Source organism: Ensifer sp. ENS03, assembly GCF_014852035.1.
In the GTDB taxonomy this organism is placed as follows: Bacteria; Pseudomonadota; Alphaproteobacteria; order Rhizobiales; family Rhizobiaceae; genus Ensifer; species Ensifer adhaerens.
In genome coordinates this window covers 908,559-924,779 of sequence record NZ_JACVAV010000001.1, presented here as the reverse complement: position 1 = coordinate 924,779, position 16,221 = coordinate 908,559, and the positions used below count along the sequence as shown (strand labels likewise).

At 63.4% G+C, this 16,221-nt stretch carries 14 protein-coding genes; 6 read left to right on the top strand and 8 right to left on the bottom strand.

From position 1 onward, the window contains the following. Positions 1-310 precede the first annotated feature (310 nt). Together IB263_RS04455 and IB263_RS04450 are read left to right on the top strand one after the other, a co-directional pair. Positions 311-2,191: a caspase family protein gene (locus IB263_RS04455; protein WP_034801311.1), complete on the top strand. Its 1,881-nt coding sequence runs from the start codon at positions 311-313 to the stop codon at positions 2,189-2,191. Between the two features lie 59 nt (positions 2,192-2,250). Further along, entirely contained in the window at positions 2,251-4,020 is a 1,770-nt protein-coding gene (locus IB263_RS04450) for a caspase family protein (RefSeq protein WP_192437707.1), read from the top strand. Position 4,021: 1 nt separating this feature from the next. Here IB263_RS04450 and IB263_RS04445 read toward each other — a convergent pair whose 3' ends face one another. The 3 genes from IB263_RS04445 to IB263_RS04435 all read right to left on the bottom strand — a co-directional run bounded on the left by IB263_RS04445 (position 4,022) and on the right by IB263_RS04435 (position 9,153). Beyond that, positions 4,022-7,483, bottom strand: coding sequence for a chromosome segregation SMC family protein (locus IB263_RS04445; protein WP_192437706.1), 3,462 nt, complete (start codon positions 7,481-7,483; stop codon positions 4,022-4,024). A 105-nt stretch (positions 7,484-7,588) separates the two neighbouring features. After that, complete coding sequence (locus IB263_RS04440; RefSeq protein ID WP_192437704.1) at positions 7,589-8,425, bottom strand: DsbA family protein; 837 nt, start codon at positions 8,423-8,425, stop codon at positions 7,589-7,591. Between the two features lie 221 nt (positions 8,426-8,646). Then, positions 8,647-9,153: a DUF721 domain-containing protein gene (locus tag IB263_RS04435; protein ID WP_060516289.1), complete on the bottom strand. Its 507-nt coding sequence runs from the start codon at positions 9,151-9,153 to the stop codon at positions 8,647-8,649. A gap of 92 nt (positions 9,154-9,245) precedes the next feature. Here IB263_RS04435 and mutY point away from each other — a divergent pair, with 92 nt between their 5' ends. The 3 genes from mutY to IB263_RS04420 are packed head-to-tail and all read left to right on the top strand — an operon-like array spanning position 9,246 to position 12,043. Then, a complete protein-coding gene (mutY, locus tag IB263_RS04430) occupies positions 9,246-10,334 on the top strand; it encodes an A/G-specific adenine glycosylase (RefSeq protein WP_210336564.1) in 1,089 nt (362 codons plus the stop codon). Positions 10,335-10,393: 59 nt separating this feature from the next. Further along, on the top strand, positions 10,394-11,011 hold the full coding sequence (locus tag IB263_RS04425) for an HAD family phosphatase (RefSeq protein WP_113554617.1): 618 nt from the start codon (positions 10,394-10,396) through the stop codon (positions 11,009-11,011). Between the two features lie 33 nt (positions 11,012-11,044). Then, a complete protein-coding gene (locus IB263_RS04420) occupies positions 11,045-12,043 on the top strand; it encodes a hypothetical protein (protein ID WP_192437702.1) in 999 nt (332 codons plus the stop codon). Positions 12,044-12,100: 57 nt separating this feature from the next. Here IB263_RS04420 and IB263_RS04415 read toward each other — a convergent pair whose 3' ends face one another. The 4 genes from IB263_RS04415 to IB263_RS04400 all read right to left on the bottom strand — a co-directional run bounded on the left by IB263_RS04415 (position 12,101) and on the right by IB263_RS04400 (position 14,747). Then, positions 12,101-12,502, bottom strand: coding sequence for a YkvA family protein (locus IB263_RS04415; RefSeq protein ID WP_192437701.1), 402 nt, complete (start codon positions 12,500-12,502; stop codon positions 12,101-12,103). 241 nt (positions 12,503-12,743) lie between these two features. Beyond that, positions 12,744-13,874, bottom strand: a complete 1,131-nt coding sequence (locus IB263_RS04410) for a site-specific DNA-methyltransferase (protein WP_034801293.1) — start codon at positions 13,872-13,874, stop codon at positions 12,744-12,746. A gap of 198 nt (positions 13,875-14,072) precedes the next feature. Then, a complete protein-coding gene (locus IB263_RS04405; RefSeq protein ID WP_034801289.1) occupies positions 14,073-14,423 on the bottom strand; it encodes an antibiotic biosynthesis monooxygenase in 351 nt (116 codons plus the stop codon). Positions 14,424-14,426: 3 nt separating this feature from the next. Then, complete coding sequence (locus IB263_RS04400) at positions 14,427-14,747, bottom strand: NIPSNAP family protein (RefSeq protein WP_113187089.1); 321 nt, start codon at positions 14,745-14,747, stop codon at positions 14,427-14,429. Positions 14,748-14,842: 95 nt separating this feature from the next. Here IB263_RS04400 and IB263_RS04395 point away from each other — a divergent pair, with 95 nt between their 5' ends. Beyond that, a complete protein-coding gene (locus IB263_RS04395) occupies positions 14,843-15,523 on the top strand; it encodes a helix-turn-helix transcriptional regulator (protein WP_112770736.1) in 681 nt (226 codons plus the stop codon). A 20-nt stretch (positions 15,524-15,543) separates the two neighbouring features. On the opposite strand, the gene IB263_RS04390 is transcribed toward IB263_RS04395, so the two are convergent. Continuing rightward, complete coding sequence (locus tag IB263_RS04390; RefSeq protein WP_034801282.1) at positions 15,544-16,212, bottom strand: GntR family transcriptional regulator; 669 nt, start codon at positions 16,210-16,212, stop codon at positions 15,544-15,546. Positions 16,213-16,221: the final 9 nt, after the last annotated feature.

Below are 16,221 nucleotides of genomic sequence, written 5' to 3'. Positions count from 1 at the left end.
CTCCACCCAGAAACAGTCTTTAATGACGATTTACAGTATATGCTTCAGGCTGAAAATGCACCCGGCGAAGATTTATGCTGCAGCGCATCATTTTCTGTAACATTGCTACACATCGCGCTTGACCTCCCACAAATCGTGTCGATGGCTTTAAATTGCAGCCGAAATTCCTGAAAAGGCTGCGCCAGGCGGCCCGATCCGACATTGCCCGAAACATAACAATTATCTAATATACAGATGTGCGATGGGGGTGCATCCAGGAATATCCCGTCATGGCAATCCGTTTCCGTCTCGATGGCTCGGAGGGTCGGTCATGAGGTGGCGTGCAAATCTGACAACCTGGCTCCTTTCGGCGGCGCTCATGGTCCTTTTCACCATGGGAAACGCCTTTGCCGAAGGAAACGGCAAGCGGCTGGCGCTCGTCGTCGGCATGAGCAACTACGTGCTCGCTGGAACGCTGCCCAATGCTTCACGCGATGCAGAAGCCTTCAACACCTTTCTCAAGGACCAGGGCTTCGAAACGAACCTCGTGCTCAACGCCGATCGCCGCGGCCTTGCCGGTGCACTTTCAAACTTCTCGCGCAAGATCGGGCCTGACGATACCGCCCTGTTTTACTACGCCGGCCACGGGATGCAGTTGCACGGCGAGAATTTCCTTGTTGGCACCGATGCCAAGCTCGAAAGCGAGTTCGACGTGCCGGCCGAGACCGTGGCGCTGTCCGAGATCATCGGCGCGATGGAAAAACGTGCCCGCATCTCGATGGTCTTCCTCGATGCCTGCCGCAACAATCCGCTCGCCGAGCGGCTGACACGCGAAGTCGAAGGTGCGACCCGCGGTGCGGCGACCCGCGGGCTGGCGCCGATCGAAACGCAGGGCGGCGGCACGCTCGTCGCCTTTGCCGCAGCCCCCGGACAGGTCGCCGCCGACGGCACCGACGGGCATTCGCCCTTTACGCGGGCGCTGATCGCCAATCTCTCGGGCGCCGGCCTCGAAGTCGGCACCGCCTTCAAGCGGGTCGTGCGTGACGTGCGCAAGGAGACGCAGGGCAAGCAGCAGCCGCAGATCCTGTCATCCCTGTCGCTGGAGTTCTACTTCGGGCCGGAAACCGCAGCGCCCCAGACGACCCCGGCGGTACAAACCCCGGCGGTACAGACGGCCATGCCGCAGACTGCGGCGGTTCAGCCGGTGCAGCCGGCACTCACTGTGCCGGCCATGGATCCCGAAGCGCTTGAGGCAGAGAAGGACTTCAAAAAGGCGCTGAAGATCGGAACGGCGCGCATCTGGCACTTCTTCGTCGAAAAACACCGCACCGGCGAATATGCCGACCTCGGACGCCAGGCGCTGGCGCAGATCGAACCCGCCGCCGTGCGCAACCAGTCGCATCTGCCTCAGTCCGTCGAAGCGCGGCTATTGCCGGACAAGGACAAGCGACGAAACGTCCAGGTGGCACTCGCCTCGCGCGGATTTGCGGCGGGCACGGCCGATGGTGTTTTTGGTGGACAGACGCGCGAAGCGATCAAGCGGTTCCAGAGCACCAACCAGCAGCCAGCAAGCGGCTTCATCACAGAGCGCACGGCAGAAGCCCTCGGCATCAAAGTCAACGACAGAGCCGAGGGCATATACAGCTCTCCGAAGGCCCGACGCTATGATGTTGCCAACCTCGAGGGTCTGGAAACCGATCAAACCGTCCTGCGGGCGCTGACCTGCCTGCGCCACTTCGAAACCGTATATGGCGTGTTCGAAGGGCACCTCTATGTCGCAGTGCGGACGGGAATAATTTTGGCCGTTTATGCGCGGGGGATCGCCGGCGGTTGCGGCGCGCACCTCGCGTCGATTTCGTCTCAAGAGGAGAACGCCTTCGTCGCGTCGCTTTTCAACGCCGATCAGACCTTTTTCAACACCGGCTACGACCCCTCAGGCAATGTCAGCTACAAGATGGGCCCCTGGATCGGCCTGACGCAGGACCCACAGGGCAAGGAGCCCAGAGGCGGCTGGCGTTGGGACACCGGCGCGCCCCTGACCTACACGAAATGGTTCCAGGACATGCCGAACGAAGGCAAGAAGGGCGACGATATCGGCATGTACTACGCCCATCGCAACGGCAGAGCCGACACGAAATCCGTCTACGTCGATAGCTGGGACGATATGGGGCCAACCGATGGAACGGGCGGTCTGATCCTCGAATTCGAGTGACCGCTTGGGGCAATTCAACACCTGCACGGCTGAGTCAATCATAAGCAGGAGGCAAGGTCATGAACTGGCGTGTGAAGCTGCTATGGCTGGTTCTTTGCGCTCTGATCGTGCCCTTCACCACAGGGAATGCCCCCGCCGAAGGCAATGGCAAACGACTGGCGCTTGTCATCGGCATGAGCAACTATGTGCTTGCGGGAACCCTGCCCAACGCCTCGCGCGACGCTGAAGCGTTCAATGTCTTCCTCAAAGGCCAGGGTTTTGAAACCGACTTGATCCTCAACGCCGATCGCCGTGGTCTTGCCGGCGCACTTTCAAACTTCTCGCGCAAGATCGGGCCTGACGATACCGCCTTGTTCTACTACGCCGGTCACGGCATGCAGTTGCGCGGCGAGAACTTCCTCGTCGGCACCGATGCGCGGCTCGAAAGCGAGTTTGACGTTCCGGCAGAAACCATGCCGCTGTCGGAGATCATGAACGCGCTGGAACAACGCGCGAAAATCTCCCTGATCTTCCTCGACGCCTGCCGCAACAATCCGCTCGCAGACAGACTCAATCGTGACGTGGCGGGCACAAGCCGCGGCGGCGCCACCAGAGGTCTGGCACCGATCGAGACACAGGGCGCCGGCACGCTCGTTGCCTTTGCTGCGGCGCCCGGACAGGTGGCGGCTGACGGAACCGACGGGCATTCGCCCTTCACCCGGGCGCTGATAACCAACCTCTCCGGCCCAGGGATCGAAATCGGCACCGCCTTCAAGCGCGTGATCCGTGAGGTGCGCTCGGCAACGGGCGGCAAACAGTCGCCGCAGATCCTCTCCTCTCTCGATCTGGAATTCTACCTCGACGGCAGCGCCACGCTTGAAGCGCCGCGACCCTTGAAAGTTGACAACGTCGATATCGCCGCGCTCGACTTCAACAAGGCGATGCGCGTGGACACGGCCAGGACCTGGAAGCGCTTCATCGCCAAACATGGCGAGAGCAGCTACACCGACGCGGCGCGTCAATCCATTCAGCGGCTCGGCAAAAGCGACGACTTCAGATCATCCCTGGCTGCGATGGCTCAGGAACAGAAGATGCTCGATAGCAAGGACAAGCGCGCAGCCGCGCAACAGGCCCTGCAGAGCAAGGGTTTTGACACGGGCGCGACGGACGGCGCCTTCGGTGGCCAGACACGCAGGGCGGTCACGGCATTTCAGGCGGCCCGCGGGCTAAAGCAATCCGGATTTCTCGATCAGGAGACCGGAGCGAGCCTGGGTCTCACCTTTGCCCGGATCGATCATGACATTCTCTCGGCTACCAGCGCACGCCGCTATGACGCCACCGATCTCGAGGGACTGGAGGACGAACCGGTGATCGCCATCGTGCGGTGTCTTTCGCCTCTACCACTGACCTATGGCACCTTTGCCAGACACCTCTATGCAGCGGTCTATGACGGGCAGCAAGTCGGCTGGCAGGAAGCGAAGGCGATCGTCGAGCGCTGCGGCGGTCACCTTGCCACGATCGATTCCAGCGATGAAAATACGTTCGTCGCCTCACTCGTGAATACGGATGACCGGTTCTTCAGCAGTTCGTTCGAAGGCGGCGAGCACCGGCGGGTCGGGCCATGGCTCGGGCTCTCCAACGAGAACGGCAGTGCCGAAGGGTGGAGATGGACGACGGGCGCTGCCGTCACCTTCGGCAGGTGGTTCAGGAGGCCGCCGGAAAAGGCTGGGGCGGCAACGCTTTACGCAGCCTATCGAGCAAACAAGGTCCCCCTCGCCGCCTACGTCGACACCTGGGAAGCGCGCGACCCATCGCGGCCGGTATCCGGTTTCATCGCCGAATTTGAGTGAATCAGACGACTTCGCGCAGGCGTTCCGCCGTCTGCAGGTCGACGGAAACGAGTTGGGAGACGCCCTGCTCGGCCATGGTCACGCCGAACAGGCGGTTCATGCGGGCCATGGTGATCGGGTTGTGGGTGATGATGATGAAGCGTGTCTCGGTCGACGCCGCCATTTCGTCCATCAGGTTGCAGTAGCGCTCGACATTGTGGTCGTCGAGCGGTGCATCGACTTCGTCCAGCACGCAGATTGGCGCGGGATTGGTCAGGAACACGGCGAAGATCAATGCCATCGCCGTCAGCGCCTGCTCGCCGCCGGAAAGCAACGTCATGGTTTGTGGCTTCTTGCCCGGCGGGCGGGCGAGAATTTCAAGGCCGGCCTCCAGCGGATCGTCGCTCTCGATCAGTTGCAGCTCGGCCGTGCCCCCCCCGAAGAGGTGGGTGAACAGCCGCTGGAACTGTACGTTGACGATGTCGAATGCGGCGATCAGGCGCTCGCGACCCTCGCGGTTCAGGTTCTGGATGGCACTCCTGAGCTTGCGGATCGCCTCGATGACGTCGTCGCGCTCTCTGAGCAGCAGGGCGAGCTTTTCCGAAAGCTCCTTCTGTTCTTCTTCGGCACGCAGGTTGACGGCGCCAAGCCGCTCGCGCTCGATCTTCAGCCGTTCGAGCTCGCGCTCGATGTTGCGCATGTCCGGCAGTGCCTCGTCGACGGCAAGCCCCGTCAATCGCATGACCTCGTGCGGCGCGCAGGAGAGCGCTTCCTGAATGCGGGCCTCGATCTCGACGCGACGTTCGCGGGCGGAGACCAGCCGCTCTTCGGCGCGGCCGCGCTTTTCGCGCGATTCCGCCAGTTCGGAGAGCGCGGTTGCCGCCAACCGGTCCGCCTCGCGCTGGCGGTTTTCAGCCTCGGCAAGCAGATCGGCCGCTTCGCGTCGGGCCGCTTCCGCCTTCTGCAACTCGTTCATCAGCGCCCGGCGCTTGTCCTCGAACTCGTCGGGCGCATCGATCAGCTCTTCGACCTCGTCGCGGGCTTCTGCCTCGCGGTCGCGCAGGGTCGCGATGTGCTCATCGGCGCTCGCCGCGCGCGCCTTCCAGGTCTGTCGTTCATTGGCAATCGCCGCGATGCGTCGTTGGCGGGCCTCGTTCTCGCGCGCCAGGCCATCATGCGCAGCACGGGCCTCGGCGACGGCGGCACGATCGGCTGCGACATCGGCCGTCTGGGTGCGCAGCGTCAGTTCCAGTTCGGAGAGATCGGGCGCATCGGCGAGCGCGTCGTTGGCCGTCTCGATCTGCTCGGCCACCTCTTCGACCTGCGCCTCGATCTGGCTGCGCGATTCGGCAAGCACCGCGCGGCGGCGGGCAAGGTCGCCCGAGGCGCGTTCAGCTGCGGCGAGCGCGTCGCGGGCTTCGCCGAGCTGTCGGGTGATCATGCGCTGCGCGTCGCGGGCAAGCCGCAACCGCTCGTCCTCGGCGCGGATGCGACTGCCCGCAGAGGCAAGTTCGGCCTCCGCGAGGCGCAGCGCCTCAGCGGCGCCGTCGGCCTCGGTATCGAGTTCGGCCAACCGGTTCTTCTGCGCCAGCCGCAAGGCGGCAGCACTTGGCGCCTCGGAGCCGGTGACGTGGCCGTCCCAGCGCCAGACGGAGCCCTGCTTGGTGACGAGGCTCTGGCCGGGTTTCAACAGGGGCAGCAGCCGCTCGGCTTCCGCCTCGCTTGCGACGATGCCGATCTGCTTCAGGGCGCGGGTCAGCGCGTCGGGCGCCTTCACATGGGCAATCAGCGGGCTCACGCCTTCCGGCAATTCGTCGTCCCCGACATGATCCCCCGGCGCGCGCCAATGGGCCGGCGCGTCGGTTTCGAGCGGCGAGTCGAGATCGTCGCCAAGGGCCGCGCCCAATGCGGTCTCGAAGCCCCGGTCGACCTTCATCTCTTCGACGACGGCGGGATAGGCGCCACCGGCCACCGCCTCCAGCATGCGCCGGATGGTGCGTGCCTCGGTCTCGATGCCGTTCAGCGTCGCGCGCGTCCGATCGACAGGCTGACGCGCCTCTACTTCCATGCGCCGCGCTTCAGCGAGGCCTTCCTCGATCGCGAGTACATTGCTTTCGGCTTCTTCCAGCGCAGCTTCTGCGACCTCGACCTGACCCTGCTTTTCGTGCGGATCGGGAAGGGCCGCCATCTGGCGGTCGAGTTCGTCGAGATCGCGCGACTGGTCGCCAAGTTGGCGGGCAAGACGTGCCTGGCGCTCCGACAGGTCGCGCAGCGTGCGCTCCAACTGGTTGCGGCCGGCCTGTGCCTCGGCGCGTTCCGCCGTTAGACGCGCCAATAGCGCCTCGCTGCCGGCGAGCTTTTCGTTTGCGTCTTCGAGGCGCTCGCGCGCTTCCGTCGCACGGTCGTCGGCCTCGGCGAGCATGTCGCTGAGTTCGGCTTCCTCTTCGTCGAGACGCGAAAGAATGCCGGCATTGTCGGCGACAAGGCGCTCCTCGCGGGCGATATCCTCGGCAAGCTGCGCCAGCCGGCGCTGCAACTCGTCGCGGCGCCTGAGGATGCGGCCGGCATCCTCTTCGAGCTGTGAGCGGGCAATCTGCAGACGCTGGAGGGCGGCGGCGAACTTCGCTTCGTTTTCGCGCAGCTCCGGCAGCTTCAGGCTGGCGATCGCCTGGTCCTTGGCCGCCTGCATCTGCTGCTGCGCCTTTTCCGCGACCAGCGCAGTCACCTGGTTGAGCTGGCTCGTCGCCTCGCCCTCCGCCTCCTTGGCCTGCACCCAGCGAATATGGAACAGGATCGCCTCGTGCTTGCGGATATCGGCCGAGAGCATTTTAAAGCGGTTGGCCTGGCGCGCTTGGCGCTTGAGGCTCTCGATCTGGCTTTCGAGCTGCGAGGTGACGTCGTCGAGACGCTCGAGATTGGTCTCGGCGGCACGCAGACGCAGCTCCGCTTCGTGGCGGCGAGAGTGCAGGCCGGAGATGCCAGCCGCCTCTTCCAGGAGCTGGCGACGGGCCTGCGGCTTGGCGGCGATCAGTTCGCCGATGCGCCCCTGCCCGACCATCGACGGCGAGCGTGCACCAGTCGACGCGTCGGCGAAGAGAAGCTGTACATCCTTGGCGCGCGCTTCCTTGCCGTTGATGCGGTAGACCGAGCCCTGCTCGCGCTCGATGCGGCGGCTGACCTGGATCTCGTCGCTGTCGTTGAAGGCAGCGGGTGCCGTGCGGTCGCTGTTGTCGAGATAGAGGCCGACCTCGGCCGTGTTACGCGCGGGACGATTGCCGGATCCGGAAAAGATCACGTCGTCCATGCCGGAAGCACGCATGTTCTTGTAAGAGTTCTCCCCCATCACCCAGCGCAAGGCTTCGACGAGGTTGGACTTGCCGCAACCGTTCGGTCCGACGACACCGGTCAATCCGCGCTCGATGATGAATTCGGTCGGTTCGACGAAGGACTTGAAGCCGAGCAGGCGAAGCTTGTTGAACTTCATGGGGCGGACGCTGGGGCTACGAGGTCCCCCCCTCTACCATCAGCCCAGACAAGAAAAACGGGCACACAGCTGCTGCCGTCGCCCGTTTTCAGGAAAAGCGAAGGATCAGAGCTTGCTGTCGATGAGGGCCGACATAACGTCAACCGACATGTCCCCCGAATAGTGCTCGCCATTGACAAAGAAGGTCGGCGTCGACTGAACCCCGAATTCCTTGGCGCCCCGTTGCATAACAGTGTTCACATCATCCAGAAGTTTTTGGTTCGTCAAGCAGGCCTCGAAGCTCTCCTGTGTAAAACCAGCGAGTTTGGACATCTGCAGCAGAGCGTCGCGACCATTCTGGGCTGCGGCCCACTGCTGCTGCTGCTTGAACAGCATCGAGATCATCGGGAAGTACTGGCCTTCCGGAGCGCAGCGCGCCAGCATGAAGGCGGCCGCCGCGCGCGGATCGAACGGGAATTCGCGCAGCACGAAGCGGACCTTGCCGCTGTCGACATACTTGGTCTTGATCGCCTCGAAGGTGTTGTTGTGGAAGGCGGCGCAGTGCGGGCAGGTCATCGACATGTATTCGACGATCGTCACCGGCGCGTTGGCGTCGCCGATCGCCATTTCCGGCAGGGCGCCCGGTTCCATCAGCTTGGCGACGTCGACGGACCCTTCCGACGAGGGGAGCTCGACCTTGACGGGAGCAGCCGTCGTCTGGGCGACTTCGGTGCCGGCAGAGGGCTTGACTTCGGTGGTGGCCGGGGTCGCGGTCGTCGATGCAGTCGTGGTCGCGTCCGTTGCCGGCTTGGTTTCAGCCTTGGCGGCTTCGGTGGTCGCGGCCGGTGCGGTGGAGGCCGTTTCCTTCTTTTCGTCGCTGCAGGCAGCAAGCACCAGGGCGACAGTTGCGATGGCGGCACCGCTGAGCAGGCGCTTGGTAAGGTTCATTGCGGAAGCGGACATGATTTGACCCGTGTTCGGAGGGAATTGCAGTGCGGATTCGATATCTTGCCCCGCGCAGGGCGGCAAGTGGCGCGGCGTCAACAGAATTCAAAGAATTGTGACCGAGCGATGGCCGCCCAAAAGCGCGTCGCGATCTTTCCGATTCGCTGCTTGCGCTTTAAGCCTCTGGTTTTCGCGTCTCGTAGCCGCGAAAACCGCTGCATAGTTTTGCGCGCCGTGCCTTAGCGGCGCCGGGGATTGAGCACGGCGGTCCCCAGCCGACGCAAGGCCGCCTTCAGCTCCTCGCTTTCGATGCCTTCGACCATGGTCTCGAGCCGCCGTGCAGGTTCACCGGTCAGCGGCTTGGGCTTGCCACGGTGTTTCGGCTGCTGGGAGACGGGCTTTTGAACGATGCGCAGCTGCCCGATCGCATAGAAGCCGAAGAAGCCGTTGATGCGCTGGATCAATTCGCCCTGGGCGTGGGTCAAAAACAGCGCGCGCGCGCCCTCGCAGGCAACCGTCAGGACGCCCGGCTGATGGCCGCCCTCGCCCATGATCTCGGAGGCCCGTCGCGGCCAGGCGATCTTTTCGGGCCGCGTGCAATCGGCAAAGTCCTCGCCGGCGATTTCGTCCCAGGAGCCGAGCAGCATGGTGTTGATGCCTGCCCGCTTGGCGAGCACCGGGTCGATCAGGCCGTTCGCGACTTCGCTGATCTGGACGACGCCCTTCCGGGTCTTCTGCTCGCTCACGTATGGACTTTCTGTAGGCAATGTCGATTGAGCCTTGATGCCGCGGCTCCGCTTCGCCAAGTATAGGCCGGAAACGGAACTCCCGGCAAATCATGCACGATACGATACCGGCGGCGGACGCCGCACCCCTGCTTTTGGAATGGTACGACAGGCACCATCGCGACCTGCCCTGGCGGGTTTCGCCGCCGATGGCACGCCGAGGCATCGTCGCCGATCCCTACCATGTCTGGCTTTCCGAAGTGATGCTGCAGCAGACGACGGTGCAGGCGGTAAAAGCCTATTTCGAAAAGTTCCTGTCACTGTGGCCGACCGTCGAGGACCTTGCGCGCGCCGAGAATGAGGACGTGATGAAGGCATGGGCCGGGCTCGGCTATTATGCGCGCGCCCGCAACCTGAAGAAATGCGCCGAGGCCGTCGCGAACGATCATGGCGGCCGCTTTCCCGACACGGAGGACGGGCTGAAGTCCCTTCCCGGCATCGGCGACTATACCGCCGCCGCGGTCGCGGCGATCGCCTTCAATCGCAGAAGCGCCGTGCTCGACGGCAATGTCGAGCGGGTGATTTCCCGCCTCTATGCAATCGAAACGCCGCTGCCGGCGGCAAAGCCCGAGATGCGGGCCCGCGTCGCCGCGCTCACCCCTGAGAGCAGGCCGGGTGATTTCGCCCAGGCGATGATGGATCTCGGCGCGACGCTCTGCACGCCGAAACGGCCCGCCTGCTCGCTCTGTCCCTTCCGCGCCCACTGTCGCGCGCTTGTCGTCGCCGATCCGGAAACCTTTCCGCGCAAGGCGCAGAAGAAGGACAAGCCGCTTCGGCGCGGCGCCGCCTTCGTCGCGATCGACGCCGACAACGCGGTCTATCTGCGCAAGCGGGCCGAGACGGGCCTGCTTGGCGGCATGACCGAAGTGCCCGGCACCGACTGGACATCGCGGCAGGACGGCGACACCTCGCTTGCCTCCCAACCCTTTGCAGCGGCCTGGGAAGATTGCGGCACCATCAGCCACGTGTTCACGCATTTCGAGTTGCGTCTCTCGGTCTACCGCGCCAATGTCGCGCGCGCCGGGACGCAGGGCAACGGCTGGTGGGAGCCGGTTCACTCGCTAAGTGCCCAGGCGCTGCCGACGGTGATGAAGAAGGCGATCGCCCAGGCGATCCCGCATGCCTTCAAGGCGGAACGCTAGCACGGTACGGGCCCACCCGTCCCGCTCCAACTCCGAAAGTTCAAGCAGGGAATACGTTCATGAGCAGCATCGATATCCGCCACATCGTCTTCGACATCGGCAAGGTGCTTATCCACTACGACCCCAACCTGCCCTACAGCCGCATCATCCCCGACGAGGCCGAGCGCGAGTGGTTCTTTGCCAATGTCTGCACCCACGACTGGAACATCGAGCAGGACCGCGGCCGTTCCTGGGAAGAGGCGGAAGCGCTGCTGATCAAGGACTTTCCCGAGCGTGAAGAACAGATCCGCGCCTTCCGCAAATATTGGCAGGAGATGGTGCCGCACGCCTATGTGGAGACGGTGTCACTCCTGGAGCGACTGATCGCCGAAGGACGCGACGTGACGATGCTGACCAACTTCGCCTCCGACACGTTCCGCGAGGCGCAGGTCCTTTACCCCTTCCTGACGCTGCCACGCGGCGTCACCGTTTCGGGCGACGTCAAGCTGATCAAGCCCGATATCGCCATCTATGAGACGCACACGCGGGCCTTCGATCTCGACCCATCGGCCACCCTTTTCATCGACGACAGCATTCCCAACGTCGAAGCCGCGCGGCTTGCCGGCTGGCATGCGGTGCATTTCGTCGATCCGGAAAAGCTGAAGGCCGATCTCGCCGGCTACGGCATTCATCCGTAGGCTGAAACTGCCGATCGACGATGGCTCCTGCTCGTGGCGGCACGATTCCGCCACGAATCATATTTACTACCTGTGATTGCGCAATCGCAGAGGCAATATATGAATAGTTTAGAATTTTCAGTAATTCGAGACGGCGCCGCCAAGGACGCCTTCATCGACGAGCTCTACGCGACGACCGAGGCCAGCTTTCGCGACGAAGTGCCTCCGGAAGAGTTTGGAGAACGGTTTTCAGATACCCGTTTCGTCGTCGCCAGACGCGATGCCAAACTGGCGGGCTGGCTCAGCCTTCGGCCGCCGACTGAAGGCGACGACAAGAGAGCGGCCGATCGAGGCTGGCACGCCATGCCGTCGCACGACCTGCACGACGCCGAAATTCTCGCGCGGCTCTTTCGGCTTGCAGCCGTAGAGGCCGGTTCAGAAGGCATCATCTGGCACTCCCGAAAAACCGCCCTCAACCAGCAGGTCGTCGAAATGACCGGCGCGACCGCGCTTCGGGATCTGTTCAGGACCTGGCAGGCGCCACCCAAGCGCTGGCCGGCCACAATCGCAAAACCCAAGGACGGTGCCGTCGTTTACGCCGTCCAGGCGCCTCTTCCAGAAAATCTCCTCGCAAAGTTCGTGGACTTCCTCACACACGCGGGGATACCGGACTGCAGTGGAGATACCTGCACCACGACTTGGGACGCGGACTCCGTCGCCCAACGTATCGCTGACTGGGATGAGGGGGGGCTGCTGATGCACTGGCTGGAACATCACGACCTCGTGGTCGCCGAGGCCTACGCCTTTGTCTGGAGCGATGAAATGATGATCCACATCACCGAACACCATGCCCCGTCTTGCGGGCTGATTGCCCTGGTTGCCGCCCTGCTTCAGCGCATACCCGCGGCCTATCCCGATATCAGGGTCGCCACCGTCGAGTTACAGGAAGACGAAAGAGCACGCCTCGAGCCTGTGCTCGCCAGTTGCGGCTTCGAGGATAAGGGCGCCCGAACCCTCTACCACTTGCGCCCACAGGGAACGCCGGCTCTCTAAAGGCGGCGTATCCTCCATTCGGCGCGCGGCGGCGGCACGGGTCGCCGCGGCCCATTGTCAGGGCCTGGCCGCGATGAAGCCCCATGCCAGCCAGGCCGCAACGACTGCGGCCGCGAACCAGATGCTCAGGATCGCGAGGAGGCCGCTGCGGCTGGACGGGCGTCCTTCCAATGCCGCCGCCCGCTCTCGGAATTCTTCCATCAGCGCTCGCGGCACCAGACGTACGGCCAAGAGGATGCCGAGCGGAACGAGAATAAGATCATCGAGGTAGCCGAGTATCGGAATGAAATCGGGGATCAGGTCGACCGGCGAAAGTGCGTAGGCCGCCACAGTGCCGGCAACGAATTTCGCCGAAAACGGCGTTCGACGATCTCGCGCGGCGAACCAGAGCGCAACGACGTCGCGCTTGATTTGCCGCGCCCATTGCTTCACGCGCTGGAGACGATCGGGCACGGCCATGCGGTTAACACTCTTGTTCGGATGAAGGTTGCTCTGTCCGAACCCTATGAGCGGATGCGAAGATTGGCAATCGACCTCAGGGCCCTGCCGGGCGCTTCAAACGCTCCGTCGGATGGCCCAAACATACAAATGCCCGGAATCCTCACATTGAGGATTCCGGGCATTTAAAGCTCTCTTTCCGGGACTGAAGGTACAAAAACCGGTTAGAGCGCTTTTCGAAGGATCCGGCGGAACTGGTTGATCAGTTCAGTTTTGCCAGATCATTTCGAATGACGCTTCTGAGTTCGTCGATGGGCTTCAGGGTGTTCCCCTCTTCGAAGTGCCAGAATGTCCATCCGTTGCAGGCATCAAGCCCCTGGACCTTGGCGCCCAGGCGATGAATTGAACCGGCCTCGCCGCCGGAGGCGACCGTGCCGTCGGCACGAACGATCGCGCTGTAGCGGCGCTTGGCGTCCGTCAGAACCGTGCCGGGCTTGATCAGCCCGCTTTCGATCAGCGTGTTGAAGGCGACGCGCGGCTCAGCCTTCTTGCCGGTCATGACAGAGAGCATCGCCTTGCCGAGCGGTTCGACCGCGTCGATGCGTGCCGATGCCGCGTCGATGTAATCCTGCTCGCGCTCGATGCCGACGAAGTGGCGGCCGAGGCGTTTGGCGACGGCGCCGGTCGTGCCGGAACCGAAGAAGGGATCGAGAATGACGTCGCCCGGCTTGGTCGAAGCCATCATGATACGGGCGAGCAGCGCTTCCGGCTTCTGGGTCGGATGCACCTTCTTGCCGTCGTCACCTTTCAGGCGCTCGTGACCGGAGCAGATCGGGAACAGCCAATCGGAGCGCATCTGCACGTCGTCATTGGCCGCCTTCATCGCATCGTAGTTGAAGGTGTAGCCCTTGGCATTGGCGTTCGGCGTCGCCCAGATCAGCGTCTCATGAGCGTTCTGGAACCGGCGGCCCTTGAAATTCGGCATCGGGTTGGTCTTGCGCCAGATGATGTCGTTGAGGATCCAGAAGTGCAGATCCTGCAGGATGGCGCCGACGCGGAAGATGTTGTGGTACGAGCCGATCACCCAAAGGGTGCCGGTCGGCTTCAGCACGCGGCGGCAGGCGAGCAACCAGGCGCGGGTGAAGGCGTCGTAAGCTTCGAACGATGCGAACTGGTCCCATTCGTCGTCGACGGCGTCGACCACCGACTGATCGGGACGGGTCAGCATGCCGCCGAGCTGGAGGTTGTAGGGCGGGTCGGCGAAAACGACGTCGACCGAATTGTCGGGAAGCGCATTGAGCGCGGCAACGCAGTCACCCTTGATGATGCTGTCGAGCCAGCCCAACGGACGGGTGGAACGGGAGACTTCGGCAAGCGAAACAACTGAAGACATGGACAACTCGCAAATACGCTTACTCGGAACGGATCATGGAGCGTATGGTTACCGAAGATGGTTACCAAAGCCTGAAGGCCGTTTCGAAAAAGTGCGTAGTCGCGCTATGTTAGAGAGGTCTTCTGGAGTGGACAGGAAAGGCGGGAACGGGCGTTCACCCGCCTCCCGCCGCCCCGTTCAAGCGTCGCGGACGCCGTTTCACCGGGCATCGTGAAAGGCGCGGCTGTCTGAGGGGGCCTCATGGCGCTCGTTCAGCCCGTAGTCGCGGATCACGGAGGCGATGCGCAGGCGGTAATCGGCAAAGACGCCGTGACGCCCCGCATCCTGGGCGGCACGATGTTCGGCGCCGTTCCGCCAGGCCTTCACCGCCTCCTCGTCGCGCCAGAAAGACAGGGACAACACCTTGTCGGGATTGGCCAGACTCTGGAACCGCTCGATCGAGATGAAGCCATCGATGTCGTCGAGCAGCGGGCGCAGGTCGGCGGCAATGCCGAGATAGGCGTCACGCCGGCCCTCGGCCGGCAGGACTTCGAAGATGACGGCAATCATGTTTCACTTTGCTCCGATGGGCGTCGAGACGTTCTTCAGGAAAATACGATCCTCCTTCAGGATAAACCGCTCGCGGCGGGAGAAGGCATAATTTTCCCGGCCGAGCGGATCGGCGGCAAGCCGGGCGCGATAGGCCTCGTAGGCCGCGAGGCTCTCGATGTTGTAAACGCCGTAAGCCGTTGTCGCCGACCCCTCATGCGGGCCGAAATAGCCGACAAGATCGGCGCCGCAGCGCGGGATCGCCTCGCCCCAGTTGCGCGAATAGGTGGCGAACTCCTCCTTTTTGAAGGGATCGATTTCGTAGCGGATGAAACAGGTGATCATCATCATCTCCAGGTCTTTTGGGGCCTTTCGCCCGATCTTCGATGAAGTGACTATGCCTGCTTGAAGTGCGAGAATGCTTCGATTACGATCGAAGTATGAAGGAAGGCCCAGACATCGCTCTCATCGGATCGCTGATCGGCGATCCCGCCCGCGCCAACATGCTGACGGCGCTGATGGGGGGTAGTGCGCTGACCGCAACCGAGCTTGCCACCCATGCCGGCATCACGCTGCAGACCGCCAGTTCCCACCTGGCCAAGCTCGAGGCCGGCGGTCTGCTCAGCCAGCGCAAGCAAGGCCGTCACCGTTATTTTCAGCTGGCAGAAGACGAAGTCGGGCTGATGCTCGAGAACCTGATGGGCTTTGCCGCCAGCCGCGGCATGAACCGGCACCGCCCCGGGCCGAAGGATCCGGCGCTGAGAAAAGCGCGCGTCTGCTACAATCACCTGGCCGGCGACTATGGCGTGCGCATGTATGACAGCCTGATTGCCGAAAAGCAGATCGAAGTCACCGGCGACGACCTGGCGCTGACGCCCGACGGGCAGAACCGGATCGAGACGCTCGGCATCGACTATGCGGCGCTGAAAAAATCCCGCCGCCCGATCTGCCGCACCTGCCTCGACTGGAGCGAGCGCCGCTCGCATCTGGCCGGTTCGCTTGGCGAAGCGCTGCTGACGCTATTCATCGACAGGGGCTGGGCGAAGCGCGAGGCGAACAGCCGCGCCATCCGCTTCACCGCCAATGGCGAGAAGGCTTTCTCCGAGCTGTTTCCGCAGTAGCTGCTGCCAGCAAAACCACTCTAGCCGACGATGGAAAAGGCCTCGCGGGTTTCGCCCGCGGCGGTCCTGACCGGCGTCTTGCCGATCCAGCCCACATGGCGTTCGAGGATCTTTGCCGCCTCGTCGCCTCGGCCTTCGCGCAAGGCGGCGAGGATCGCGCGGTGATCGTGATCGGTGCGCGCCTCCCAGCTCGTACGCCAGGCGGAAAACAGGAAGCGGGCGCTCGCTGCATGCAGATCATCGATCGCCGCCAGCAGCCGCGGCATGCCGCAGGGTTCGAGGATCAGCCGATGGAAGGCGCGGTTTGCCGCCTCCCAGGAGCGCACGTCGCGCGAAGTATCGGCGGCGGCCGTGGCCATCTCGGCCCGATCGAGGATCGCCGGCGTCAGATGCGGGATGGCATGGCGAAGCGCCAGAACCTCCAGCACCGCGCGCATTTCGGCGACCTCCCTCACCTCCTTCAGGTCGAAAGAGGCGACGCGAACGCCGCGGCGCGGCTCGCTGACGGCAAGGCCCTGGGCCTCCAGCCGTCGAAAGGCTTCGCGTACGGGAACGTGGCTCGCACCGAACTCCTCGGCGATATGATCCTGCCGCAAGCGCTCCCCGGGCATGAGCATGCCGGAGATGATGCGCTCGGCCAGGGCCTTGCTGATGCGACTTGCGAGCGTGTCGTCCTGCTGCTTTTCCATCGCCTACTG

Excerpts from the sequence above, each read along its gene's own strand:
- IB263_RS04400 (WP_113187089.1), bottom strand. The coding sequence starts at position 14,747 with ATGATCACCTGTTTCATCCGCTACGAAATCGATCCCTTCAAAAAGGAG.
- IB263_RS04445 (WP_192437706.1), bottom strand. The coding sequence starts at position 7,483 with ATGAAGTTCAACAAGCTTCGCCTGCTCGGCTTCAAGTCCTTCGTCGAA.
- IB263_RS04405 (WP_034801289.1), bottom strand. The coding sequence starts at position 14,423 with ATGATTGCCGTCATCTTCGAAGTCCTGCCGGCCGAGGGCCGGCGTGAC.
- IB263_RS04390 (WP_034801282.1), bottom strand. The coding sequence starts at position 16,212 with ATGGAAAAGCAGCAGGACGACACGCTCGCAAGTCGCATCAGCAAGGCC.
- IB263_RS04450 (WP_192437707.1), top strand. The coding sequence starts at position 2,251 with ATGAACTGGCGTGTGAAGCTGCTATGGCTGGTTCTTTGCGCTCTGATC.
- mutY (WP_210336564.1), top strand. The coding sequence starts at position 9,246 with ATGCACGATACGATACCGGCGGCGGACGCCGCACCCCTGCTTTTGGAA.
- IB263_RS04425 (WP_113554617.1), top strand. The coding sequence starts at position 10,394 with ATGAGCAGCATCGATATCCGCCACATCGTCTTCGACATCGGCAAGGTG.
- IB263_RS04415 (WP_192437701.1), bottom strand. The coding sequence starts at position 12,502 with ATGGCCGTGCCCGATCGTCTCCAGCGCGTGAAGCAATGGGCGCGGCAA.
- IB263_RS04410 (WP_034801293.1), bottom strand. The coding sequence starts at position 13,874 with ATGTCTTCAGTTGTTTCGCTTGCCGAAGTCTCCCGTTCCACCCGTCCG.
- IB263_RS04440 (WP_192437704.1), bottom strand. The coding sequence starts at position 8,425 with ATGTCCGCTTCCGCAATGAACCTTACCAAGCGCCTGCTCAGCGGTGCC.
- IB263_RS04395 (WP_112770736.1), top strand. The coding sequence starts at position 14,843 with ATGAAGGAAGGCCCAGACATCGCTCTCATCGGATCGCTGATCGGCGAT.
- IB263_RS04455 (WP_034801311.1), top strand. The coding sequence starts at position 311 with ATGAGGTGGCGTGCAAATCTGACAACCTGGCTCCTTTCGGCGGCGCTC.